Source organism: Gardnerella sp. DNF01198P (assembly GCF_049244165.1).
Taxonomy (GTDB): Bacteria; Actinomycetota; Actinomycetes; order Actinomycetales; family Bifidobacteriaceae; genus Bifidobacterium; species Bifidobacterium swidsinskii.
In genome coordinates, this window is record NZ_CP058382.1 from 40,966 (window position 1) to 67,040 (window position 26,075).

The following is a 26,075-nucleotide window of genomic DNA, read 5'->3' on the forward strand; positions in this document are numbered from 1 at the left end:
TGCTTGAATGAATAGAACTCGATTGAGAATTTAAACTAGTAGACACTTGGCAGAACCTTTTCAATATCAATAATGCGAGCACCCTTAGGAGTACTAATTATGTGCAAAACTATTGCGCTTCCTGTAGGCATATATGGAGATTTTTGACTGAGTATGCGCTTGTGTGCTCTAGGTTTTGTTATTTCGCGCAAATAATCAAAGAAAGTGCCAATAACCGGTCGGTGCAAGCATATGACGGTTGCGTTGTTAGTTGTGCTTGCATTGCTAGTTTTACTTGTATTTTGTGCGTTACACTCAAGATTTTGTATTTCGTTTATAAGCACAGACAATGTAGATTTTGGTTGTTTCTCGTGATGGTCTTCAGTAAGTTCCGCAACCTGTTCTATTTGAAGTGAAGAGTCGTGTGCAAAAGCCGCAACCGTTTCAACGCAACGCTTCCAAGGTGACGATATGATCTTATTCGGCGCGTAGCAGGCAAGCTCGCGTCCTAGAGCGTATGATGCGGCTGCTCCAAGAGGTGTGATTGGTCGAGTCGCTTCGCTTCCTTGCCAAGTTTTTCGAGACTCAGCTTTTCCGTGACGCACTAGAAGCAACGTGCTGTATTCTGCTTTACCTGCGTGGAGCTTTTCTAAGAAAGCGTCTAGCACTTCACGGTCGCTATCGTGCGTAAGCTTTTTTCGCGCTTGAGAAGGAGTAAGCCATAAAACATTGCCAATTTCAGTAGGTTTTGCTGGCTTAATTGGTCCGAAAGCAGGGAGACGCTTTGCTGCAGTTGGCTTGTCGATTAAGCGCATCATCCAGTAGTGGATTCGCTTTATTACTTCCGGCTGGGAATTGCGATTTTGGCTATTATTTGATGAGCTGTTCTTGGAAGACTTTTTGCCTTCGCGCTCAAGCGGATACTCTATTTTGGCAATGTGTGGACCTAGCGTGACTGAATATCCTGTTTCTTCTCCAACTTCGCGCACGGCTGTGTGGCGATGCGATTCGTTTGGCTCATTCTTTCCTTTTGGCCAGCTCCAATCGTCATATTTAGGACGGTAGACTAGGCAAAGCTCTATGTTGTTTTCGTCTAGCACTTGATTATCTAACACTTGATTACAAGCGTTAGATTCGCTGCCAGCATTACCAAAATCTTTATTTGGATTTTTGCTATTCGGTTTGCTAGTCTTGCTTTCTTTGCTAGTAGTTTTGCGCATGCGGTAAATAATTCCGCCAGCCGCTTCAACGTATCTCTTCGCTACTGTTGCACTCATATTCACTATTTTACCGTTTTTCTTCCGCAACTTTTAGTTGTGCTTTATGTTTTATATCTTTTATGTTTTATATCTTGTACAAGTCGTGACTGTGATAAAAGTGTTATGACTGTCATTTTTTCGATTTTTGACTGTGATTGGCTATATTTTGACTGTGATTGGCCGTGTTTTGACTGTGATCTTACGCGTTTTGACTGTGATATTACGTATTTTGACCGTGATGCGTAGACCTATGACAGTCATTCTGACTTCCGTGACTGTGATACCCCCCCATTTATGGCTGTAATGCAGATGCGCTGAGTAAATCAGATCGTTAGATAACCCAAACTTTCCAAAACTGACAAATAATTACTTAAAAAACATCCTAAAACTGGCAAATGGTTTAAATATGTTTTATTGAAGCAGAAAAATCAGATTCGGAATTGGGCTTTACAGTTTAGTAAAATTTGATCTTTTTGTGTATTGAATTTATACTAAGTTATGTAGTTATTGAAATTTGTTAGTGTTGTGAGGGTTTGTATGTCCAAGACAATAAAAGTTGCTGAACTTTTTGCGGGAGTAGGCGGGTTTCGTCTTGGGCTTGAAGGGTATACGCCTTCTGAGGGAAACAATTTTACTGCAAAACCAGCAGGACCTTTCAAAACAGTTTGGGCAAATCAGTGGGAGCCTGCCGGGCAAGAATCCAAGCAATTTGCGTGGAGGTGCTATGAGAAGCGTTTTGGCAAAGGTAGCTGTGTTAATGAAGATATAGCAGAAGTGCTCAAAAAATTCGAACATGGGGAATGTGATATTCCAGATTTTGACATGCTTGTTGGTGGTTTTCCTTGTCAAGATTATTCTGTGGCAAAACCTTTAGCATTATCTTCCGGAATTGACGGCAAAAAAGGAGTTCTGTGGTGGAGCATTAACAAAATGTTGGAATTACGCCATCCTAAATATGTTCTGCTTGAAAATGTTGATCGTCTATTAAAATCACCTGCTGCACAGCGTGGTAGGGATTTTGCAATTATTCTCTCTTGTCTTTTTCGATTAGGATACAGCGTAGAGTGGCGAGTTATTAATGCTGCTGACTATGGAATGCCTCAAAGACGTAGACGTGTGTATATTTTTGCAGAGCATGATTCTAAAAAATGGCCTAACAAGCTTTCTCGGCTTTTACAAAATGGTGTTATTGCACGAGCTTTTCCAGTATCTGTTGCAGAAAAAAATGCTGCGCAATATGAATTTTCTATTAGTGACAATCCGTATGTTATATCTCAAGATTTTGGCAAACAAGCTAAGGTGAGCCTATTTCAGAATGCTGGTGTTATGCAAGATGGAATAGTTTATACCGTTAAAACGGATGCTGTGTTTTCTGGCAATGCAATGACATTAGGTAGCGTTCTAGTTGATGCCAATCAAGTGCCTAAAGAATATTGGATTGAAGAAGATAAGCTTGCTTCTTGGCAGTATCTTAAAGGCGGTAAAAGGGAGTTGCGAACAGCTTCAAATGGATTTGAGTACATGTATTCCGAAGGTCCTGTTGCTTTTCCAGATAAAATTGATGCACCAAGCAGAACTATTCTTACAGGTGAAGGTGGGAAAAGCGCTAGCAGAACCAAACATGTTATTATGCAAAATGGCAGATTGAGAAGACTTGTTCCAGATGAGCTAGACCAGTTGCAAATGTTTCCTAAAGGTTGGACGAATGATGGAATGAGCGATGGACATAGAGCGTTTTGCATGGGAAACGCATTGGTCACTGGTATTCCGCATAAAATTGGCGAAGTTCTCGCTAATGACATTTCGGCATAAAATTCATATCTAAATAATTATGCTTATTTGTGGGTTGCGTAGGAATTGAGTTAATAGGAAAATGTAATAAATAAAGTTGTGACAGGGAAGATGCAGAATGGTGGGAAGCATGTCTAATCATATAGACGATAATCGCAAGTTTTCGGACATTGACGAAATAACCGCTCTTCTTACTGGAATCAATGGCAAAACTTTTCGCGAGATTGATAAAACTGGTCGTGGTGAAAAAGCAGGCAACAAGGGTTCTTTAGGCAATATTATTGAAGAATCAGTTTTCGGGTATTCTATAAATTCCGATAAACAACCGGATATTATGGTTGCTGATGAATTTTATGAATTAAAAGTCACGCCGATTCGTTCGAACAAGAAAAAGAAGATAGTTGCTAAAGAACGTTTGGTCGTTGATATTATCAACTATTTGACGCTGTGTAATGAGGTTTTTGATAACTCATCATTTTGGCAAAAAGCGCGTCAGATGATTATTGTTTATTATCTTGATAACAGGACTGATAAAGCCAACCAATCCAGACTTGATTGCACTATTTACGGTTCTTTTGTATTGAAATATGAACCTGGTGAGCTAGAAACAATTCGTAAAGATTGGGAATACATAAAAAACAAGGTGGCTTCTGGTTATGCAGATAGGTTAAGCGAGTCTGATACCAATTATCTTGCTGCTTGCACTAAGGGAGAAACGGCTGCAAAGTCGTTGAGAGACGCTCCTGCGCCAAGTGGGTTTGAAAGTAAATATATACGCGCAAAACAACGCGCGTTTTCGTATAAGCCTAGCTATATGACCATTGTTGCACAAAGAGTTTTAGGTGAAGGTGATCTTTTTGAACGGTTGCCAATATCTATTAACGAAAATCTTAATGATTATGTGCAAAACAAGATTGGGCAATATGTTGGTTCTAAAATTTCTGATTTGGCCAACAAATTTAATGTGGAGCTTAAAACGCATTATTCTTTTAATTCGCAGCTTGCACTGAAGATGTTGGGTGTAAAAAAGAACAAAATAGAAGAAATTGAACAGTTTGCTGCAGCGAGTGTGACTCAACTAAAAACTACTGTTTTGTATGATGACGGTAAACCAGAGCAGAATATGTCTTTTCCTGCGTTAAAAGAGGATGATTGGGCTGAATTAGCAGATCCAAATATGCAGTGGCATGATTCGCGATTGTATAAGTTTTTTGAGAATAATAAGTTCTATTTTGTTGTTTTTAAAAGCAACGGGAAAAATAGAAAATCAACTTGCTATAAAGATGATGTTTTAGTTGGTGGTTTTCTATGGAATATGCCAGAAGAAGATGTTGAAAAATATGTTGCGCCTGCGTGGAATAAAGTGCATGAGATTATGATATCTGGTGAATCTACTGGCTATGGAACGGATGAGAATCAGCTCCCTAAGATGTCATTCAATCACGTATTTCATATGAGGCCACATGGTAAAAATGGCAATGATGTTATAACTCTTCCAAACGGTGAAACTATCACCAAACAATGTTGGTGGTTAGATAGGCTGTACATTGCCAAAATAGTTGCTGAGCATATTGGTCAGATATCGCAGTAGCTGGTGCACGAGATAATCAGGTGATTACAGCTTCAATTTCCAATCCTTAAGAAGATAGGGATAGAACTGTTATATTGTACGTAACAATATTATAAATACTCAATTGTCACATAAAACCTCCTAAAACTGGCAAATAATTGCTCAAAAAACATCCTAAAACTGGCAAATGGTGCTGTAGAAGATTTTCGGCTATTGCCGGGAATGCTTGAGATTTAGCCAGATTATAAAGGAGTAATAATCACAACAAGAGCCAGAAACATGTTACTGAATCTGGCTCTTGCTTATTGTTTATTAGTTACTTGCGATTAATTCGCGCCGCGAGGCTTACGCGTGTGAGTATGAATTAAGTAAGCCTGGCTGTCAACGAGTGGACGACCTTCCTTATCACGAGAATGCAAGGTATACGTGCCGTCGCCATCCATCCACCACGAAACAGTTGAATCAGCCATTTGCAAATCAATATACTGAATTAATGCTTCAACTTGATCAGGCGCAGTAATGCGAACTAGGGTTTCAACTCGACGATCAAGATTGCGGTGCATTAAATCAGCCGAGCCAATCCACACTTCTGGACCACTTGCAGGACCGTCACCAATCTGCGGGCCACAAGAATTAGCGAACGCGTAAATACGGCTGTGCTCAAGGAATCGACCAAGAATAGAACGAACGCGAATATTCTCACTCAATCCCTCAATGCCAGGCTTCAGTGAGCAAATTCCACGCTCAACAATATCAATCTTCACGCCAGCTTGAGAAGCACGGTATAAAGCGTCAATAGTTTGCTCATCAACTACGGAATTGACCTTAATCTTAATCCACGCTTCCTTGCCAGCAAGAGCTGCGGCTTCCTCGCGGCGAATACGCTGAATAATGCCAGTGCGAACGGTTCGTGGAGCTACAAGTAAGCGATGGAAGCTTGACTTTGGAGCATAACCGGAAAGCTGGTTAAACAAGCGAGTCAAATCTTGTCCGACTACAGGATCGCAAGTAAGCAACCCCAAATCAGTGTAAAGGCGAGCAGTCTTAGGATTGTAATTACCTGTGCCAACGTGGCAGTAGCGACGCAACCCTTCTGCTTCTTGGCGTACCACGAGTGAAAGCTTGCAGTGAGTCTTCAAACCAACAATGCCGTACACAACGTGAACGCCTGCGCGCTCAAGCTTACGAGCCCAAGCAATATTTGCGTCCTCGTCAAATCGTGCCTTAATCTCAACCAGCGCAAGTACCTGTTTGCCAGCGTGAGCTGCGTCAACAAGAGCGTCAATAATTGGCGAATTGCTAGACGTTCGATACAAAGTTTGCTTAATTGCAAGCACTTTTGGATCTGCAGCAGCCTGCGCGAGGAATGCCTGTACAGAAGTAGAGAACGAATCGTAAGGATGATGCAACAAAATGTCATGCTCGCGAATAGAAGCGAAAATATCTTGCGCGTGGCTAGTTTCAACTTCCGCAATTTGACGGTTTGTAGTAGGAATAAACGGACGATACTTCAAATCTGGGCGGTCAAGCGCCTGCAATTCAAACAATACCGTCATATCAAGCGGCGAAGGCAAACGATATACTTCCTCAGGGCTTACGCGAAGTTGATTTGCAAGAAGCTGAGAAAGGAATGGGCTGGCCTCGTTAGAAATTTCCAAACGAATTGGCGGTCCAAAGCGGCGGCGAAGAAGTTCCTTCTCCATAGCGTTAAGCAAGTTTTCTGCATCGTCTTCCTCAACGTCAATATCTTCGTTACGCGTAACGCGGAAAGAGCGAGCTTCCTTAATAATCATTCCTGGGAAAAGTGATTCCAAGTGTGCTGCAATCAGCTTTTCCATAGTGATGAAGCCGTAGCGCTCTTCGCGACCTTCTTCGTCTGTTAAATCGTCAACTGGTACAAGGCGATTCAAATTATCTGGAATCTTTACGCGAGCAAAATGTGACTTTCCAGAATTTGGATTTTCGACGATAACAGCCAAGTTAATAGACTTGCCGGAAATGTACGGGAATGGGTGAGCAGGATCCACTGCAAGAGGCGTAAGAACAGGGAACACTTGCTTTTTGTAGTAATCAGACAAACGTGCTTTTTCTGATTCTGTAAGCTTGTCCCAGCTGAGCAACACAATGCGCTGTTTGGCAAGCTCAGGAAGAATGTGCTCAATAACATAGTGAGCGTGCTCATCTTGGCGGCGGTGAGTGACCTCACTAATAGCGCGCAATTGCTGACGAGGACTTAAGCCGGATGCTGCAGTTACTGCTATGCCAGAATCTATTCTGCGCTTTAATCCTGCAACTCTAACCATAAAGAATTCGTCGAGATTTGACGCAAATATAGCAGCAAAATTAGCGCGTTCAAGAAGTGGCAAATCTGTATTCTGAGCCAACTCGAGCACGCGACGATTGAACTTCAACCAGCTTAATTCTCGGTCGAAGAAACGATCTTTTGGCAACGGTAGCTCACCCTCACGAGCTTCACGCTTTTCTGCCTTTTCATCTTCGGCGATGTGTTCGGCAATTTGACCGCGCAGTATCGCCTTTGAGGGAGCGTCAAAAATTTGTACCATATTCTGTAATTGTATGCGTTGCAAGGGAAGTGCGCGACTGAGTGTCGATTTTATTGCTTGCTTTGCACTCGAAAAATATCTTGCGACACGCCGGAGTGTGTCTCATGCGAACGTAATTTAACATGACAACCTTTGCATGTTCACAAAATGCCGCAAGAGTTACGATTTTTCGTGTGCAATTGAACAGTAGTGACAATATGTTAACAAAGGCTAATTTGCTCTTTACTATTAGACAAAAAACGATGATAATAATAATTACAAAAACAAAAAAGAGATAGCGGTAACCCACAAAAGTGTATGGATATGAAATCCGTGGACGTTGGACGGGATATTTAAGACTTTAACCGTTGCAACGAGGATGTTGTGAAGATGAAACCGCAGATATTGTTTTTGTAGATAAGAGGCTCGCCAAAGTGGCGGGCCTCTTTTGGTGTGAGGGTGATTTTACTATTTACGCAGACTGTCGCGCGTATAAGGGAAACTATCAAAGAATAAATGTTGGAATTCATTTTCTTAGCTTCTTTGAAAATGAGAATATATTGTGTTCCATGCTGTGCTAATCGCAATTGCGAGTTGTTGGACGATTGTTAAGCGACGAGTCGTTATTTATACGCGTGATTACGTGTGTGGAGTTTGAAACAAGTAAGAAGGATCGAAGGACCATGCAACATTCGTTTATGGCAATGTTGGCTGCAGAATTTATTGGCACTGCTATTCTCATGATTTTCGGAAACGGTGCTGTAGCAAACGTTGAATTAAAAAATACTAAAGGACACCATGCTGGCTGGCTAAATATTGCTATGGGCTACGGTTTTGGCGTGATGTTCCCAGTGCTCATGTTTGGCGGAATCTCAGGTGCGCATATCAATCCTGCTATGACAATTGCGCAAGCTGTAAACGGCATGTTCCCGTGGGCTAACGTTGCGCCTTATATTGTAGCTCAGCTTTTAGGCGCGCTGGTTGGTCAGCTTATTGTGTACGTAACTTATTTGCCGCATTACAACGAAACTGAGGAGCCAGAAGCAATTCTTGGCACTTTCTGCACTACGGATGCGTATAACAACAAAATTAACTACTTCCTTAACGAGTTCTTCGGCACACTTGTGCTTGTTTTAGCTGCACTTTGCTGCCTTACTTCTCCTTGGGGTGAGAAGAATTTGGCTGGTGCTTCAATCGTCGTTGGCTTCGTTGTTTGGGGCTTGGTGACTTCTATGGGTGGTCCAACTGGTCCTGCTTTGAATCCTGCTCGTGATCTTATGCCGCGTTTGCTTCACGCAATTTTGCCAATTCCGCACAAGGGATCTTCTCGCTGGGGTGAAGCGTGGATTCCAGTTATTGCTCCTATTGCCGGCGCAATCTTGGGTGTGGTTATGTATAAGTCGTTATTTGCATAAAACATTTGCTTTTAACTGTGATTGATTGCGGTTTATTGCGATTGTAAGAAGCGCGTAATGCTAGTATGAATGCGTTACGCGCTTTTTATTTTGCAAGTTTATGCTTTGCAAGCTTGTGCTTATTAAGAAAAATATTGGAAAAGATTTTAAGAAAGATTTTAAGAAAGACGAAATCATGTTTTCGAAGTCAACTATTGCAATTGGTCGTTTTGCGCCGACTCCTTCCGGGCGTATGCATATTGGAAACATGGTAGCAATGTTGGCTGCGTGGCTTTCTGCAAAATCGCAGGGTGGCCACATGCTTTTGCGTTTGGAAGATCTTGATATTGCGCGAATGCCGAAAGATGCTAGCGCGCGAGTTATTGACGATTTGAAGTGGGCTGGTCTTGATTGGGTTGGTGAGCCTACTTATCAGCATGAGCGCACTGCAATCTACCAAGAAGCTCTTGATGCGTTAGAATCTTTGCAAGATGCTGACGGAAATTCGTTGATTTACCCGTGTTTTTGCTCGCGTTCCGATATTCGAGCGATTGCAGCTCCGCAAGAAGGCGACGGTTTTATACGCTACCCAGGTACGTGCAGAAATCTTCGCAAAAATGCACAAGGCTTGGCGCAAATCGAAAAGCGTTTGCAAAATAATCAGCAACATTCTTTGCGACTTGCTGTTCCCTCGGCTGATTCGCTGCAAGCAAATGTGAGTTTTGAAGACGCGATTTTTGGCGCGCAATCGTTTAACATTGATCGCGATTTGGGGGATATGGTGATTCGCCGCGCGGATGGCGTTTTTTCTTATCAGCTTGCTGTTGTTGTTGACGATGTCTTGAGCGGAGTAAATGATATTGTGCGCGGCCGCGATTTGCTTCGTTCGGCAGCGCTTCAAATTTGGATTGGTGAGCTGCTTGAAAAATCGGGATTTTTTGCGGCTTATGGCATGCACTATGTGCGTCCGCAATTTGCGCATTTACCGCTGATTGATAACGCACAAGGCGAGCGACTCGCAAAAAGCAAGCACTCGCTAGACGTTGGTGCGCTTCGTGAATCTGGCTGGAGTGCCGAGCGCATGATTGGCTATTGCATGTATCTTTTGGGATACAAGAATCCTGAGCAAAATCAGCCTGTAGATATGAGCGCAGCCGATGCGCTTGCGTTGTTTGAAAACGACGAAACGCCGTGGGATTCTGTTCGCGCAAACCTAGCCGACAAATCCGTGCCCTTCCTCGACTAAACTATGTATTTAGATTGATAGATTGGGGCAATAAATGGCATATATGGCGCAAAAAGATTTAGCGAATACTGAGGTTGATTGTGTTCGTGCGCGTCAAATTGCCGACGGCGTGCACAGCGTGCAAGACGCCATTGCTCAAGCCGAATCGCATTATGGTCGTAAAGCTGAGTCGGTTACGCTACTTGCCGCAACTAAAACGCGAGATGTTGGCGAAATTATGGCAGCGCTTAAAGCTGGAGTGAGAGTAATTGGGGAAAATCGCCCACAAGAAATCGTTGCAAAAGCCGAAATTTTACGCGCGGAAGCTGCTAGAGAAGGTTTAAGCGTTGGTGTAAACGGCGAAATTCCGCTCTACTTAATTGGTCAGCTGCAAAGCAATAAAATAAACAAAGTTTTACCGCTTGCAAATGGTATTCAGTCGGTTGACGGCATTAATCTTGCGCAAAAAATATCTGCTCGCGCGCAAAATTTGGGACTTTGCACAAACGTTATGTTGGAAGTAAACGTTTCGGGAGAATCTACAAAATCCGGATGCGCGCCAGAACGTGCGATTGACGAAGCTCTCGCTATATCTAGCCTGCCTGCGCTTAATTTGCACGGATTTATGACACTTGGAGCGCGCGTGGATGATGAAAAAATAGTGAGAAGTGGTTTCGCAAAATTGCGAGAAATTAGAGATTGTGTGAGTGAACAACTTGCGCAGGATCATGATGGAAACTCTGCAAAATTAGAGCTTTCGATGGGAATGTCCGGCGATTTTGCGTGGGCGATTGCCGAAGGTTCAACAATGGTTAGGATCGGTTCGGCAATCTTTGGCCCACGCGCATTTGTGTAGTGTGCTGCGTAATCTTGAACTATGAGAATTGCACGTTTTTCATATAATGAAGTTCCGCAATACGCTTTCGTTCAAAAAGACGAAGCCGACGGTAAAGATTATTTAGTAGCACTTGAAGGTCATCCTTTAAGCTCGCAAGGAGTTAAACTAACTGGTAAACGTTACGCGTTGGATGCGGATGGCGTGCGCTTGCTTGTGCCTGTAATTCCGTCAAAAGTGTACGGATTGGCGAAAAATTATGATACACGTTCTGACGATGAGCGCGCTACTTCTTCTGCGGCTTCTTCGCATACTGCTGCAGATATGGTGATTTTTACAAAGCCGAGCACTTCTGTAATAGGACCTGACGATCCGATTGTTATTCCTACTTGCTCAAACGACATGAATTTTGAGCCAGAAGTGGCTGTTGTTATGGGCAAAATCGCCAAAAATGTGTCGGCAGATACTGCAATGGATTACGTTTTTGGCTTTACTTGCGTAAACGACGTAACTTTACGAGATTGCGCAGGTAGCGACCCAATGTGGACGCGCGCAAAAGGTTTCGACACTTCTTGCCCGCTAGGCCCATGGATTACAACTGAGCTAAATTGGCGAGACGCGCATATCTCATTTACGCTTAATGGTAAAAATGTGCCGGAAGCCGATGGAACTACAGCTCGACTTATTCACAGTATTCCTGAGCAAATTGCTGCGATTTCAAGCTTCTCAACGCTTCTTCCGGGAGATGTGATTTTGACAGGAACTCCATACCCGGCTGGGACTTTACGCGCAGGTGACGAAGCTATCGTGCACGTAGATGGCATCGGTTATTTGCGAAACGTTGTTGTAAGTGAATAAGAGTTAAAGGAAGGGGTGTCTTATTTGTAAGACACCCCTAAGTTTTTCCATAAACTGTAATTTAGCAAATCGTCTACATTTGTGGATTAATTGCAAAATCGCTGAAATGACATCCATCTACTTTCCCAGCAAGAAGATTACTTGTTGTGTTATCAAAATGCACAGTTTGTTGTAGTTTGAAATTCTTTTTGTTAAGAAAATACAATGTAGATTGTGGTGTCTTTTCTCCATTTGCGTTATCTAAAATTGCTATAGCATTTTTAGTGGTTTGCATCCAATATCTTTTTGGATTGAACTTGCTTGAAGTATTTACTGGGATGGTAAATGTAATTTGCGTTTTCCCAGTAATTGTATTAATTTTATACAGCACGCCTGTGCCTTGGTCGAGTGCTAAGAGCTCGCGATCATTGAGCATTGTCCTATTCCCATATGAAATATTTTCAAAATCGTGTTTTTCCCCATAGTTATAGGCTATGCGCTTATTTTGCAAGGTTAGCGGTATAAAATCAAATTTTCCTGATTGCGTATTCCACCGATTAATACCGTACGTGGTGAAAGTAAATTCAGGATCGTCTTTTTTATATTCCGTTGTGTCTCCAATCGAAATGATGGTGTTGCGAATGCAAGGAGCTGTATCGTTTCCTATCGTAGAAAAACTATGTACCGTCGTTTCAGAATTTTTGAGTATATGTTTTACGGGTATTGAATCTTGGAGTTTTTTTATTACGAATCCATTTGTTCCATTAAAACTATTAGTTCCATTGTCGCTGGGGCTAATGGTGTACGTGCCACTCTCGCAAGCGCTCGATACATCATATATACGTGATTGCATAATATCTGTATTTCGCGGTTTGCCAAGGGTAATACTATTGAATTCGAGTTGATTTTTCCTAGTGCGAGTAAAACCGTGGTCAAGAACACTAATAACTTCGTGCTGATTATTTTCAAAAATTCCAGCTTGTGCAGCAGGTAATTTTTTGTGATGTTTAATTGCAATACGCATGTTACTTTTTTGGGCAAGGAAATAGTCAAATTTAGCATCTACGAAATACAAACCATCAGTGTTCCATAATATGCTAGGAGATTCAATGGCAGAAGTGGTAATAGTTTGAGAAGTTCCATCGTTGTTGAGTAATACGATGAATCCATCTCGCTTCTTCTCTTTGCCGGCAGTCATGTCACTTATTGCCACAGCGCCAACGGCATGTGAAAGATTTGCTTGTTTATAACTAATTTGTGTAGGCATCTGCTGCCAAAACAGTAGAAACAATATAGCTGATGCGATGACGGTGGCAGAAAAGCACAGTAAAACAATAATTATCTTCTTGCTTAATTGTTTCATCTTGTCATCAAAGCTTTCTGTATGTTGTGGCTTTTGTTGTTTTTTCAAGATCCCAAGGCCAGACGAGTTCATCGTCGCCATCGTCAATGTCTATTCCAGCGCCATATTTATAAGAAGCCCAGACTAATTGCGCGCAATGTAGTCCTCCCCAGTCGTTTTTATGCGGTTGGAAGAAAGCACTATTATATCCACGACCGATATAAGTTCGAGCTCGATCTGCAGCTTTTGCTCTATTGGCATTAGATGTATTAACAGAACGTATTATTGCTCCTGGAGCTACAAGAGTCTCGGAAGCTAGTTTTTCTCTAGCTACTTCTCCTGGTCCTACTGCCTCAACAATTTTATTTTTTTGCGAGTAAATGTCTGTGTGACCATGTAGTCCTGCAGGAGTGAAATAAAAATCACCACGATGTTGAGCGTTTGGTAGCGCTATAGTTGCTTGGCTGGAAGATTTATCTTGTTGGTATTTATTGATATTTGGATTTTGCAATAATTCCATTTCTGCATCGAGCGCTTTTTCTTTGCTCCAATGATGATATTGAGCTATTTCTTGCACGCTTTTATCTAGCTTTTCTTTATTTACGTAATAGGGTAACGCATTTGCAAAATTTGATAATTTATCATCATATGATTCTTTGGCAAAAGCGGAAGATGTAGGCCATAGTACGCATAAAACAGCTGCAATTGTAATTGTTTTAAAAAGTTTCTTATTCATAATAGCCTCATTGTTATTGTGGATAATTTTACCTGTAATATGTCGCCGACGATATATTTATATTGTAGATTATTTGCAGAAGTCAGTCTATAAAATATTCGTAAAACATTGCAATTTCACCTTAAATATGCAACATGTGATTGATTTTAGGGAATAGCCCTTAATCTTGATTTCAAAACTTGAGTCTAGTACACTCAAGTTTTAGGAATAAAGTTATAGAAAAATCTGTTATACGTATCAGATACATGAAAGTGAAAGCTCGTTAGAACTCGAAAGTATCGTCAAAAAGCTTGAAATTGCAACGAGAGTTGCAATAAAGGTTGCAACAAAAGTTGCAGCGATTTGACTTAACTGAAATGTGTTTTACAGCTTTCGTGGAAGTGAGGTAGATATGGAACAAAAGTTTACAACCTTAGCGCAAGACGCATTAAGTGATGCTGTGCAAAGTGCGGCTGCAGCTGGCAACGCGCAAGTTGACACTTTGCATTTGGTGGATGCTTTACTTCGTCAAGAGCAGGGCGTCGTTCGCGCGCTTATTGCGCAAACGGGGGCAGATGCGCAACAAATCGGTGCTGAAATTCGCAACGCATTAGTGTCATTGCCTTCATCTACTGGCTCAACTACAACTAAGCCAGATGCAAGCCGTCAGCTTTTGGCTGCGCTAAGCCAGGCAGAAAAAGAAATGCGCGCAATGGGAGACGAATACGTTTCTACGGAGCACATGCTTATTGGCATAGTTGCGAGCGCGCCGAATGCAGTTGCGGATATTTTCAAAAAGCACAACGTTTCCGCAGACGCGTTGCGAAAAGCTGTGCCAACTGTACGCGGAGGCACAAAAGTTACAAGCCCAGACGCGGAAGGCAACTACAAAGCACTCGAAAAGTATTCTGTTGATATGACTGCGCGCGCTCGCGAAGGAAAGCTCGACCCAGTAATTGGACGAGACCAGGAGATTCGCCGCGTGATTCAGATTCTTTCTCGCCGCACGAAGAATAATCCTGTGCTGATTGGCGAGCCGGGCGTTGGAAAAACGGCAGTTGTAGAAGGATTAGCTCAGCGAATCGTTGCAGGGGATGTGCCTACGACTTTGCAAAACAAGCGTCTTATCAGTCTTGACTTGGCTTCGATGGTTGCAGGTTCGAAGTATCGCGGCGAGTTTGAGGAACGCTTAAAAGCAGTGTTGAAGGAAATTCAACAATCAGACGGTCAAATTATTACGTTTATTGACGAAATTCACACTGTTGTTGGCGCGGGATCTGCAGAAGGTTCAATGGATGCTGGCAATATGCTTAAGCCAATGCTTGCGCGCGGTGAGCTGCGCTTGGTTGGCGCGACTACGCTTAACGAGTATCGTGAGCATATTGAAAAGGATTCTGCGCTTGAACGCAGATTCCAGCAAGTGTTTGTTGGCGAGCCATCTGTTGAAGATACGGTGACGATTTTGCGTGGACTTAAGCAACGTTACGAAGCGCACCACAAGGTGACGATTAGTGACGATGCAATCGTAGCTGCAGCAACGCTTTCAAACCGCTATATTACCGGTCGTCAGCTTCCAGATAAGGCGATTGATTTGGTGGATGAAGCGGCAGCTCACTTGCGTATGGAGCTTGATTCTCAGCCAGAAGAAATCGATGAATTGCAGCGCAAAGTTACGCGTCTTGAAATGGAGGAAATGCAATTAAAGAAAGCGGAAGATGCTGCTGCGCGCGAACGCTTAGAAAAGTTGCAAGAAGAATTAGCTAACTCGCGCGAAAAGCTTGCTGGATTGAAAGCGCGTTGGGATGCGGAAAAGGCTGGTCACAACAAGGTTGGTGATTTGCGAGCGCAACTCGATGCTAAGCGCGTAGAAGCCGACAAATTCACGCGTGAAGGCAATTTGGAACAAGCAAGCCGTATTTTGTATGGCGAAATCCCAAGCATTCAAAAAGCTTTGGAAGAAGCGGAATCGCAGGCTGCTAATGCTAAAAGTGAAGCGAAAGAGCCAATGGTTCCGGATCAGGTTGATGCTGATTCTATTGCAGGAGTCGTTAGCGAATGGACGGGCATTCCTGTTGGTCGCTTGATGCAAGGCGAAAATGAGAAGCTGCTCAACATGGAAAAGGAGCTTTCTAAGCGTGTGGTTGGTCAAAGTGAAGCAATTCAGGCTATAGCGGATGCTGTGCGCAGAAGCCGTGCTGGAATTGCAGACCCGAATCGCCCAACTGGTTCCTTCTTGTTCTTGGGTCCTACTGGCGTTGGTAAGACGGAGCTTGCTAAGGCTCTTGCTGACTTTTTGTTTGACGACGAGCGTGCAATGGTTCGCATTGATATGAGCGAGTACATGGAAAAGGCTTCCGTATCGCGGCTTATCGGTGCTGCTCCTGGTTACATTGGCTACGAGGAAGGCGGCCAGCTTACTGAAGCTGTGCGTAGACGTCCGTATTCTGTAGTGCTTTTTGACGAAGTCGAGAAGGCACATCCAGAAGTATTCGACGTTTTGTTGCAGGTTTTGGACGATGGTCGTTTGACTGACGGACAAGGTAGAACGGTTGATTTTACGAATACGATTTTGATTATGACATCAAACTTGGGTTCGCAATTCCTTGTACAAGAAGGCTTGGACGATGCTGCTAAACGCAAGGCTGTTATGAACGCTGTTCACGCTGAGTTTAAGCCAGAGTTCATTAACCGTTTGGATGAGCTTGTTATGTTCCATCCGTTGAGCCGCGAAGAGCTTGGTGGAATTGTGGATATTCAAGTTCGTCAAGTGGCTGCACGCTTGAGCGACCGCCGTATTAGCTTGGATGTGAGTGATTCTGCTCGCGCTTGGCTTGCGGAGCATGGCTATGATCCAGTTTATGGTGCTCGTCCGTTGCGTAGATTGGTTCAAACGGAAATTGGCGATCAACTTGCGCGATTGTTGCTTTCTGGAAAGGTGCATGATGGTGCACGCGTAGTTGCGGATTGTGAGAATACTAGCGACCATGTGACCCTAAAGATTGCGTAGTGCCTGCATTCTTCAATGTAGTCAAATAAAACAAAGCGTGCTGTTTGTTGGATTATTCCCCAGTAGACAGCACGCTATTTTTTTATCTAAATAAAAAATATTTGTAGAATGAACTTGAAATAAAAAGGTGGAATTCCCCCTTAATTTTTCGAGTTATTGCTGATAATTGGCATTATCGAATATGCGTATCTTTTAAAATTTTAATTGGTTTTTGTAAAAATCTATTTTTTTTATATTGAATTATTATAAAATGCGTGTATGTATTCAAGGCTGAATACGTTATGAAGCAGATTGAAAATGGAGATACGAATATGTTCGCAAAGGAAGGATTTGCAATAGTTGCGCGTTCTACTATTGCTTATGCTATGCCAATGTCAGCTTATGCTCAGATGAGTGGTTCTGTAGTTGGAATAGACAGAGAAAATATACGAAGTTGTAGGTAAGTAGTCTAGTTATTAAGTGGTGAGATATGCAAGAATCATATACGTGCTCAGATGTGCAACTTGTTAATGTGAATTTTTCGTATGGGAAAAAACAAATTTTGCATAATCTTTCTATAGATTTATCTTTTGGCATATGTGGTCTTTTGGGGCCAAATGGTGCTGGGAAAACTACTCTGCTTAACGTTATAGCGACGATTTATGCTCCCTCTAGTGGGAAACTTTTTGTTCATGGCTTTGACGTAACTGATCGTGCGGAAAGGGCTAAAGCTCGGTCAAATATTGGTTATTTGCCACAATCATTTGAACTTATGAATGCATCGAGTGTGTTAAAAAATGTTCAATATGCCGCATGGGCGCGAGGTTTATCGTGGAACGCTGCGTATCAGGCTGCTTGGAATGCTCTCAAACAGGTTGGCTTGGAAAAACAAGCACATCGCATAGTTGCTAAAATATCAGGAGGTCAGCGTCAGCGTGCTGGTATTGCTTGTGTGATTGCTAGTCAGCCTGCAGTACTAATACTTGATGAGCCTACTGTTGGTTTAGATCCTGAGCAGCGTATTGATATTCGTAATTTTCTTAAGTCTTATTCGCAAAAGCATACTATTATTGTCAGTACACATTTAGTAGAAGATTTAGCAGTAATTGCGGATCGGGTTATAGTTCTTAATGAAGGAATTATATTGCTTGATGGGAAAATGGATAATCTTCTTCAATATGCTAATCGTGAAGATCTTATGGTAACTCCATGGGAATCAGGGTATAGGCATTTGCTATCTAAATTTCATAAAAATTAGTAGTAGCAGTAACTAGATATGTATAGTTTCTTATTTCGTTAATGTGGTAGCAAGTAGGGATGTGATTAAATATGCGTCAATATTCTAACTTTTTAACTGAATTCAGATTTTTTACGAAAAGTCATAAGAAGTGCACAATTATTTCACGTATTATGTACCCATTATCTCTAATAAGCAGTTGTATTTTTAGCTTATTTTTGATTGCATATCCTATTTTTTTGGGTGTGGCAAATTTTTTAGCGCATAATAATAATTATGCGCTTTGGTTAAGAATTGATGTCACGTGGATGCATTGTTTGTCTGATATTGTTGCTTGCATTTTTGGCGCATGGTGTTCATGTAAAGCTTGCTCGCCTAGATGTTTGGTTAATTCTGCGTGGTGTGCAGGAAAATCAGCCAGTCGTTACGCTATTCCTATACTAAAAGGCGCTATACTGTGCAGTTTGTTATATTGCGTAAGTATATTGCCAACAGTAATTCAGAGTGATGTAAATATTACAAATTTTCCGTATTTTCCACTATTATGTGGAGGCGTGACGCCAAGTGCATTTTTTGCAATTGGTTTTGCTTTAGGAGTAATTATTGGCAATCGTTGGGCAATTGTATTCTCAGCTTTATTATCTTTTGCAATAATTTGGTGCTGTATTTATGGTGTCATTATAATGCATAATGGCACCATACCTCAGGGAGATATTTTTCCTAGATATTGGGGTAGTAGTTTATATGCAATACTTCCAGTGTCGGATGCTGGTATTGGTGCTGAGCCTGGTTTGCGTATGAACCCATGGTTGGTGACTTTGCGCATATTCTTTGTGTGTGTTGTTATCGTTTCATGCATTCTTTGTTGCGCGCATATTAGATATTTTTGGCAAAAGGGATCTTATTGGTGCATAAAAGCAATAAGTATTTCTTTAATTATGCCAATAGTATGTGCTTGTTGTATAGCTATGTGGGGTCCAAAACCTTGGATTCGCTCTGGACCTTTTGTGCCTCAGTGTACGACGTTTAAAGATACTGCTTTTTCTGTTTGTGTACATCCTGAAGAAGCTTATATTCGTAAACTTCGTGCTGTTAAACATCTGAAAACTGTTGCTTCTTGGTTTCCTAAGAATCAGAGAGATTCGCAAGGCAAAGGAATTGTGCTTGTGCTTGGAAATGCGTTTACTCCAACAAATACTGAAAAATCTTGGAATCTTACTAATAGTGGTTTAATAAAGTTACGTAATCTTAAAGCTACTGTTATTCAACAACAAACAGATACATTTGTTAGGCGTTCTGAGAAATATGGTGATATGACTGGTATCGCTCAAGAAGTGTTACAAAAATTTGTGCCTGCAAAATGTGCATCAAGTGCTATGAAAGAAGTATATGTAAAAAAGAATCTTGATTCAAACGCTTCTGTTACAGCATTTTTGCTTGCTCAGCTTCCTTCTCGTATAAGTAATGATGTGTATGGGTCATATGGATTTATTCCAGGTGAAGCAAACGATAAAGTGGCTATGAGTATTAATAATGCTGATGATGCTAAGCTGAAGCAATTTGTAAAAAATCATGTTAAAGAACTTAATCAATGCCGCATAACTCCACAACAAGTCTTATCGGAACTTGGTGATAAGCATGAAAAATAATTTTCGCGCTTGGCTTGAAGGTAGGCATTATATTTTTGCAATTATTGCAATTTTATTGTCCGTAGTCCTTCCTTCTTTAATGCTTATTATATTCAGATCATTTGTAACGCAGTTGCCAGTTTATGTTGGTAATATTTGTTTGCCGGATTCTGCTAATGTGCATAATGCGGTAGAAGGTATAACGTTTCAATGTCAATCTGGTAGTAGTGTTGTTAATTTTGTTGTTCCTCTGTATGAAGTTATTGTAGTTGGGTTTATTGCCGCGGCATTCGTTTGTCTTGCTCCGATTATGGTATCGTGGGAACGTTTCGTGATGAAAAGGTTGCGAATATATGCATTGAGTGCTGCTTTATTGTGTTTGTTTGTTTCATTTGGCGCTTCAGTGTTAATTGTTCGTATAATTGACTTGCAGTTATTTAGTACATTGCAGATGATTTTAGGTAATGCGTGGATTGATATTGTGCTCATAATGATTGGATTAGCCTGTTTTGGAAGGTTTTACGGTCTTGCATTTGGTGTCTTTTTAGTGGTGATGAATATTGCTACACAAGGTTTGCAAAGTAAAATTGGATTGATTTTGCGATGGTATCCTTCTGGAACTTTGCCTGTAATCCCTGGACAATCCATATTGTTATATGTCGTTGTTGTGCTTACTGTAATTGCAGTTTGCCTATGGAGTGGCACATGTGGACGTGGATTGCTTTATTTTGAACGTGCTTAAAAGACGTGTTTAATTATATTTCAAAAGTCAACTCAATAGTGTTTAATAGAACGTATGTTCGATAATATTGTGATGTTTGTTTTAATGGTGGTTGCTGTTGTAATAACCGCCATTGTTGTGCTGGCTATTGTTAAGCACAACTCTGGAACGCAAGGCGCTAATGGCGTAAACCAGCGCGAATTTAACGAATTGCGCTCGCAGTATGAACAAGCGCGCGCTCAAGCTCAAGAAAATGGCAATCAGGCTATACGCTATCGCACGCAAGCAGAGCAGCTTGCTGAGCGATTAAAGTTTGTTGAAGCAGAACTTGCTAAAGCGCAGCAGGCAGAGCAATTGCGAGTGAATCGCGAAGAACAATTGCGCGCAGAGCGAGAAGAACGCGAACGGTTAAATCGTGAAAAAACTTTGAAAGAGCAAGGTAAAGTTTTGGAAGCGCTTGCTCCAGTAAAAGACAATCTCGAAGCATTGAAGAATAAAGTTTCGCAGATTGAAGAAGGGCGTAAGCAAGAAATGGGCGTGCTAAGCACTCAGCTTAAAGGGTTAAGTGAGCAGCAAACAAGGCTTGACCGCGAAACAAGTTCGCTTTCTGCAGCATTGCGAAATAATAAGGTTCGCGGAGCTTGGGGTGAGGCTCAACTAAAGAATATTGTTGAATCTGCAGGCTTGCTTGAGCATGTTGATTTTGATACGCAGGTTGTTGTAACTGGAGTAAATGGCGAACAGCAGAGGCCAGATATGGTTGTGCATCTGCCAGGAGGCAAAACAATTCCAGTTGATGCAAAAGTTCCGTATGCGGATTATCAGCGCGCTTGCGAAATACCAGATAATGCAAGTGACGAAGAATTAGCTAGAAGAAGCGAGCTTCTAAAAGCGCACGCTAAGGCTTTGCGAGAGCACGTTAGAGCATTAGGAGCTAAAGCATATTGGCAGGCTTTTGAAACAGCACCAGACTTTGTAGTTGCATTTATTCCAAACGAAGCATTGCTTCAGGCAGCTCTTGAGGCAGATCCAACGCTTATGGATGATGCTTTTGCGCAAAAAGTAGCACTCACTTCCCCAGTTACTTTGTGGGCCGTGCTTAAGTCTGTTGCGTACGCATGGCAGCAGCAAAGTCTTACAGATGATGCGAAAGAACTTTTCGATTTATCTCGAGAATTGTATGATCGCTTTGCAGTTCTTGGAGAAAATGCTTCAAAACTTGGCGTATCTTTGGCAAGAACAGTTGCAGCTTACAATAAGTTTGCTTCTTCGCTTGAGTCGCGAGTGTTGGTAACAGCGCGTAAACTTCAGAAGTTAGATCAAAGTAAAGTTATTGCTTCAATAGATCTTATTGACTCTGACAAAGCTGATGTTAAAGAGTTGAGCGCTCCGGAAGTATCAGTAGAAGATCGTTAAGCAAAAAACATCAAAGCGTCAAAAATTGAACAACTCTAAACGCTAAGGAGTGCAAAATGACAGAATTACAAAAGGAACGAGCTGAACTTAAGCGCATGCTTTATGCGGATATGCGTGCGAAACCATTTAGTGAACTGTTTTCTGTTACATTTGCTCAGCGCGGCTCCAAGTTGGTTGGTGATGTTCTTTTTGATGCAATTGAGAAAGCTGGGTATTCGTTAGAACGCGATGTTGACGCTATTGGTGCGTTAACTGCTGCTGCAGTGCCGATGGTTTTTGCACTTATTCATGCTGCAGAACGTAAAGGAATTACACTCGACGGCTTTGTTATGGATTTTGTTTTCCCTGCAACAAAAGGTTCGTTTGTTAAAGGCAAGCGAGTATTGTTGCTTGATTCTTGGCTTTCTGAAAAATCGTATGTTCAAACTTCTTCACTAGTAACTTTGCGACACGGCAATGAATTAAGTCTCGATTTTGGCATAGTACAGAAGCAAGGCGCGCAAATTCTTGCTATAGTTGCATTAATTGGTGGCGTTGATGCTGACTTACAAGGCAAGAGATACCTCCAAGTAATAAATCCAATAAATGAGGAGAGTACTAAAATGGCATTTGTACAAGCTTTTGACGAAGGAGAATTGCGTGCAAATGAATCGCACAAAGACTGCTGTGAAGACAACTGCTGTGGCGGTGATTGCAAAGTTGAATGCACCGGTGATTGCAAGCATGATGGTTGCACTGAGTCTTGCTGCGAGGATAACTGCTGTGGCGGTCATTGCAAGTCAGGTTGCACAGGAGATTGCGCAACAGACGGCTGCCAAGACTAGTTGCAAATACTAGCTGCCAATACTAAGCAAAAGTATTAAACGGAGCAAAACTCACACATGCACGAACCGAATCCAATTACTTTGGCTGCAAAAGCTTCCGATGAGCCAGAATTTCGACCTATAGGAGTTGGCCCGTGGGAAGAAGAGCATCCAGGTGAGCCTCGTCCAGATAATCCAGAATCGCCAAATTATGATGCGCGGTTTAGCACTGAATTACTAGACGAAGGTGACCAGCGTAACGTTCTAGACCGCTACCGATACTGGAAAGTAGAAGCCATAAAAGCGGATCTCGATTCTAAAGGTCGTCATGAGTTTGAAGTAGCTGTAGAAAATTGGACTCACGATTTTAATATAGGCTCTATGGTTCGCACTGCAAACGCGTTTACAGCGAAAAAAGTGTATATTGTAGGGCCTCATAAATGGAATCGTAAAGGCTCGTTAATGACTGAGCTTTACCAATACGTTGAGTGCTGCCCAACTATTGAAACTCTAGTAACTAATTGGCGCGAAAATATAGCACGAGAAGCAGAAGAAGCGCATCAACTTTTGCTTAAAGCGCAGGCAGAAGGCAATAAAGAAGCCGAAAAAATCGCAAATATCAAGGAACAAGATGCTAAAAACGCTCGCGTTATAGCGCTCGATATTATTCCAGGTGCTGTTGCTATGGAAACCTACAAGTTCCCTAAACGTTGCCTTATGCTTTTTGGTGCAGAAGGTCCGGGTCTTTCTAAAAAAGCGTTACAAATGGCGGATGACGTTGTTTATATTTCGCAATTCGGCTCTGTTCGCTCACTAAACGCGGGAGCAGCTGCAGCTGTTTCCATGCACGCGTGGATTGCGCAACATGCAGTGCCAAATTGCTGAATCTTAATAAAATATTAATTAGAATTTCGGTAGCAGAATTTCGGTAGCAGAATTTTGTCAGCAGAATCTCATCAGCAGTATTAGTTAAAACGCAGTAGCTTGTACTCATAAACGCTTACATTTAATGTGTATTTTTTTTTATTTGTGATATTGTTAATTTATGTTAGAATTTCAACATATTACAAAGCGTTTCGGCGCAAAAACAGTGCTTAACGACGTTTCTTTCGTCGCCGAAGACGGTAAAGTCACGGGCTTTTTAGGTCCTAATGGCGCTGGTAAATCTACCACCATGCGTTGCGCGTTAAATCTTATTCATGCCAATAGTGGCACTTCTCTTATTGACGGAAAACCTTACGCAAAAATCACATCCCCAATGACGGAAGTGGGAGCAGTTCTTGATGCAAAGTCTGCCCACAGAGGTCGAACGGCTTACAATCACCTGTATTCACTGGCTTTAACTCACGGAATATCAAAGAAACGTGTCGATGAAGTCATTGATATTACTGGTTTGACTAGTGTAAAAAATCGCAAGGCAGGTTCCTTCTCGCTTGGTATGGGTCAGCGTCTTTCCATTGCTGCAGCTCTTTTAGCAGATCCGCACAATCTCATACTTGACGAACCGGTTAACGGCTTGGATCCAGAAGGCGTTAAGTGGGTTCGAGAATTATGCAAGTATTACGCAAGTCAAGGTCGTGCAATACTACTTAGTTCTCACTTAATGAGCGAAGTCGCGCTTACTGCAGATAATCTTGTGATTATTGCGCATGGCGAAATTTTGGAGCGCACAACAGTACAAGATTTTGTTAATGCACATTCTCAGCATGCTATACGTTTAGTGACTCCTGAAGGCGAAAAACTAAAGTCGGTGCTCGCTCAAAATCGTCCGGAATGCAAGATTTTGCCTGATAAGCGCACGTCTCAAGACGCTCAAGAAGGCGAACTTTTTAAGGTAACAGGTTGCGAGCTTAATCAACTTGCTCGCGAAATTGCAGATAATCAAATTATGGTTTACCAGCTAAATCAAGAGCACGCATCGCTTGAGGAAGCATATTTGGCTCTTACGCACGGTCAAGAGCAGTACGTAACAAAAGCATTGCCAAATGCTACTGCTGCGACTGGAACGCAATATGCAGATGGAGGAAGCGCAAAATGAGTGAGCAAATTAATCAATCTGTTAATCAATCTGTTGATCAAGCAACAAGCAACTCTTACAAAACCGGCAGAAGCATGAACGCTCAGCACCTACGTCTTACATTTATGCACTCTCTTAAATCTGAGATGGTTAAGTTGCGTGGGCTTGCATCCACTTGGTGGTGCATGGCATTGGCCATTGTTTTGCCTGTAGTTTTCAGCTTTATTATCGCGATTGTGCAAAAAGCAATATCTAAAGTTGACTTTACTAAACAGGGTGCGTCTGCTAGCAAATCAAGCGGTGCAGTCACCATGGGGCCGAGCGATAAAAGCAGCCTTATTTCTTCTCAAGAAGGTATTTTCAACTTAGTTATTAGTTTTGCCTCTATATCTTTGATTGTTATTGCGATTTTTGCAGTGCTTGCTATAACAGCTGAGCATTCCACAACTTCAATTCAAGCTTCGCTTACTTCTGTACCTCGAAGGGGTATGTTCTTTACCGCTAAGTTTGTTGCAATCGCAATCTACGTTTTTGTGGTACAACTTATTGCAATGGCAGTTTCATTAGTTGCTGCAGAATTAGCATTTATGGGTGAGAATATCTCAGGCTTGTCTGGAAGTAGAACATGGCAATTACCTCTTATGCTGTTCCTTGGATCTCCTGTAATTATGGTTGTTGTGGCAGCAATGGCGTACGGCTTCGGCATGATTTGCAAGTCAACTGCTGGCGGAATTATGTGCGTTATTGGAGCTGTGATGATTTTGCCTACTGTTCTTAGCATTATTGTGATTTCAAGTGGTTTTGCAAAATGGACTTTAGTGCTTACTCAGCTTTTGCCAGCCACAGCTGTAAGTCAGTTCTTGGGTGATTCTTCTAGCTCTAACGGAAAATTCGCATCAAATGTAAATGTTGCTTTCGAATGGTGGCAGTCCGGTTTGGTAGTTCTCGCTTGGGCTGTAGTCATGTACGCAATTGGCTACGTTATTGAAAAGCATCGCGATATTTAAACATAGTAAGTATAAATAAAATAAGCCCTGTTCAATTGCAATCATTACTGAGCAAGTGAGCGGGGCTTATTTGTTGCAACTATTTGCCGATACTAATTTCTAATTCTTCTTCTTGCTAGAAATAGAGCACCCAGCTGCAAATAACGCGATAGCCCAAGCAGCCATAGTAATAATAGATGGCACTAATTCTGGCACTAAGCTCATTGTGTATTTTCTTGAGAATCCTAATCATCTTGTTTCTTTTTAGCAAATTGAGGATGAGCCAATATATGAAGTATCAGGCAATGGTAGCTCGGTAGTAGGCTTAGCATGTTGTGGTTGCGCATGCCGGTTGATATTTCTTTAATTTTCATATTTTGTATAGAGCTGATTCCGGCAATATCCATAATCTCCGATACGCGCGTTTTTGGAATTTTGCAATACTTCGCGACGAATGTGAGCTTTTTTATAGCACTAGTATTTCTATAATTAGCTTTTAAATCTAATACTGTGCCGACTGTTTCTATTGGGGAATTAAATTTTTTGTATGGGACGCCGTCGAATAATGCTTCACCTCCATTGGCTTTTATGAGTCCCAATGCGCAATATAGTGCAGTTGATTTTCCGGAACCGTTAGGTCCAACAAAACCTGTAACTTTACCATCTTCTGCTACAAAAGAAATATTATTTAGTACTTGCTGTTTTTTATAGTACTTAGATATATTTTGTATCTCTAACATAACTAAATCCTACTGCTAAAAATGTAATAAAAAAATCCTATTTGTGTAAAA

The 26,075-nt window shown here is 41.8% G+C and carries 21 protein-coding genes; 16 read left to right on the forward strand and 5 right to left on the reverse strand.

Features of this window, described 5'->3' with window-relative positions:
* Positions 1-35: 35 nt before the first annotated feature.
* The gene (locus HXT44_RS00185) at positions 36-1,256 is read right to left on the reverse strand and encodes an NUDIX hydrolase (RefSeq protein WP_421782889.1); all 1,221 of its coding nucleotides are present in this window, start codon (positions 1,254-1,256) and stop codon (positions 36-38) included.
* Between the two features lie 519 nt (positions 1,257-1,775).
* Between HXT44_RS00185 and dcm the strand changes: the two genes are divergently transcribed.
* Together dcm and HXT44_RS00195 are read left to right on the forward strand one after the other, a co-directional pair.
* The gene (dcm, locus tag HXT44_RS00190) at positions 1,776-3,050 is read left to right on the forward strand and encodes a DNA (cytosine-5-)-methyltransferase (protein WP_064621731.1); all 1,275 of its coding nucleotides are present in this window, start codon (positions 1,776-1,778) and stop codon (positions 3,048-3,050) included.
* A 109-nt stretch (positions 3,051-3,159) separates the two neighbouring features.
* Positions 3,160-4,620 (forward strand): Sau3AI family type II restriction endonuclease, encoded by a 1,461-nt coding sequence (locus tag HXT44_RS00195; RefSeq protein WP_421782892.1) that lies wholly within the window; start codon positions 3,160-3,162, stop codon positions 4,618-4,620.
* Positions 4,621-4,925: 305 nt separating this feature from the next.
* Here HXT44_RS00195 and HXT44_RS00200 read toward each other — a convergent pair whose 3' ends face one another.
* Positions 4,926-7,163 (reverse strand): RNA degradosome polyphosphate kinase, encoded by a 2,238-nt coding sequence (locus HXT44_RS00200; RefSeq protein WP_004110091.1) that lies wholly within the window; start codon positions 7,161-7,163, stop codon positions 4,926-4,928.
* A gap of 662 nt (positions 7,164-7,825) precedes the next feature.
* Between HXT44_RS00200 and HXT44_RS00205 the strand changes: the two genes are divergently transcribed.
* From HXT44_RS00205 to HXT44_RS00220, 4 genes are all read left to right on the forward strand, one after another.
* A complete protein-coding gene (locus HXT44_RS00205; RefSeq protein WP_421782894.1) occupies positions 7,826-8,557 on the forward strand; it encodes an MIP/aquaporin family protein in 732 nt (243 codons plus the stop codon).
* Between the two features lie 175 nt (positions 8,558-8,732).
* The gene (locus tag HXT44_RS00210) at positions 8,733-9,782 is read left to right on the forward strand and encodes a glutamyl-Q tRNA(Asp) synthetase (protein ID WP_421783231.1); all 1,050 of its coding nucleotides are present in this window, start codon (positions 8,733-8,735) and stop codon (positions 9,780-9,782) included.
* Positions 9,783-9,816: 34 nt separating this feature from the next.
* A complete protein-coding gene (locus HXT44_RS00215; RefSeq protein WP_421782896.1) occupies positions 9,817-10,617 on the forward strand; it encodes a YggS family pyridoxal phosphate-dependent enzyme in 801 nt (266 codons plus the stop codon).
* Positions 10,618-10,638: 21 nt separating this feature from the next.
* Entirely contained in the window at positions 10,639-11,454 is an 816-nt protein-coding gene (locus HXT44_RS00220; protein ID WP_421782898.1) for a fumarylacetoacetate hydrolase family protein, read from the forward strand.
* Positions 11,455-11,527: 73 nt separating this feature from the next.
* Here HXT44_RS00220 and HXT44_RS00225 read toward each other — a convergent pair whose 3' ends face one another.
* Positions 11,528-12,868: a hypothetical protein gene (locus HXT44_RS00225; RefSeq protein WP_421782901.1), complete on the reverse strand. Its 1,341-nt coding sequence runs from the start codon at positions 12,866-12,868 to the stop codon at positions 11,528-11,530.
* Positions 12,804-13,511 carry a cell wall hydrolase gene (locus tag HXT44_RS00230; RefSeq protein ID WP_421782903.1) on the reverse strand — a complete coding sequence of 236 codons (708 nt, stop codon included), beginning with the start codon at positions 13,509-13,511 and terminating at the stop codon, positions 12,804-12,806. The genes HXT44_RS00225 and HXT44_RS00230 overlap by 65 nt, the downstream gene beginning before the upstream one ends.
* 391 nt (positions 13,512-13,902) lie before the next feature.
* On the opposite strand from HXT44_RS00230, the gene clpB reads away from it, so the two are divergent.
* The 10 genes from clpB to HXT44_RS00280 all read left to right on the forward strand — a co-directional run bounded on the left by clpB (position 13,903) and on the right by HXT44_RS00280 (position 25,305).
* On the forward strand, positions 13,903-16,497 hold the full coding sequence (clpB, locus tag HXT44_RS00235; RefSeq protein ID WP_421782905.1) for an ATP-dependent chaperone ClpB: 2,595 nt from the start codon (positions 13,903-13,905) through the stop codon (positions 16,495-16,497).
* 281 nt (positions 16,498-16,778) lie between these two features.
* Complete coding sequence (locus tag HXT44_RS00240; protein WP_004136515.1) at positions 16,779-16,940, forward strand: hypothetical protein; 162 nt, start codon at positions 16,779-16,781, stop codon at positions 16,938-16,940.
* A 26-nt stretch (positions 16,941-16,966) separates the two neighbouring features.
* Positions 16,967-17,734 (forward strand): ABC transporter ATP-binding protein, encoded by a 768-nt coding sequence (locus HXT44_RS00245; protein ID WP_421782907.1) that lies wholly within the window; start codon positions 16,967-16,969, stop codon positions 17,732-17,734.
* 533 nt (positions 17,735-18,267) lie between these two features.
* Positions 18,268-19,362: a hypothetical protein gene (locus HXT44_RS00250; RefSeq protein ID WP_102155790.1), complete on the forward strand. Its 1,095-nt coding sequence runs from the start codon at positions 18,268-18,270 to the stop codon at positions 19,360-19,362.
* Complete coding sequence (locus tag HXT44_RS00255) at positions 19,352-20,083, forward strand: hypothetical protein (protein ID WP_102155539.1); 732 nt, start codon at positions 19,352-19,354, stop codon at positions 20,081-20,083. The genes HXT44_RS00250 and HXT44_RS00255 overlap by 11 nt, the downstream gene beginning before the upstream one ends.
* A 54-nt stretch (positions 20,084-20,137) precedes the next feature.
* A complete protein-coding gene (gene rmuC / locus HXT44_RS00260) occupies positions 20,138-21,478 on the forward strand; it encodes a DNA recombination protein RmuC (protein ID WP_410311965.1) in 1,341 nt (446 codons plus the stop codon).
* 56 nt (positions 21,479-21,534) lie between these two features.
* Positions 21,535-22,302, forward strand: coding sequence for a hypothetical protein (locus tag HXT44_RS00265; protein ID WP_421782910.1), 768 nt, complete (start codon positions 21,535-21,537; stop codon positions 22,300-22,302).
* A gap of 57 nt (positions 22,303-22,359) precedes the next feature.
* Positions 22,360-23,166 (forward strand): TrmH family RNA methyltransferase, encoded by an 807-nt coding sequence (locus HXT44_RS00270; RefSeq protein WP_288231412.1) that lies wholly within the window; start codon positions 22,360-22,362, stop codon positions 23,164-23,166.
* Between the two features lie 160 nt (positions 23,167-23,326).
* On the forward strand, positions 23,327-24,319 hold the full coding sequence (locus tag HXT44_RS00275; RefSeq protein WP_288231411.1) for an ATP-binding cassette domain-containing protein: 993 nt from the start codon (positions 23,327-23,329) through the stop codon (positions 24,317-24,319).
* On the forward strand, positions 24,316-25,305 hold the full coding sequence (locus HXT44_RS00280; protein ID WP_076002565.1) for an ABC transporter permease subunit: 990 nt from the start codon (positions 24,316-24,318) through the stop codon (positions 25,303-25,305). The genes HXT44_RS00275 and HXT44_RS00280 overlap by 4 nt, the downstream gene beginning before the upstream one ends.
* Positions 25,306-25,529: 224 nt before the next feature.
* Here HXT44_RS00280 and HXT44_RS00285 read toward each other — a convergent pair whose 3' ends face one another.
* Positions 25,530-26,024: an ATP-binding cassette domain-containing protein gene (locus HXT44_RS00285; RefSeq protein ID WP_421782913.1), complete on the reverse strand. Its 495-nt coding sequence runs from the start codon at positions 26,022-26,024 to the stop codon at positions 25,530-25,532.
* Positions 26,025-26,075 lie beyond the last annotated feature (51 nt).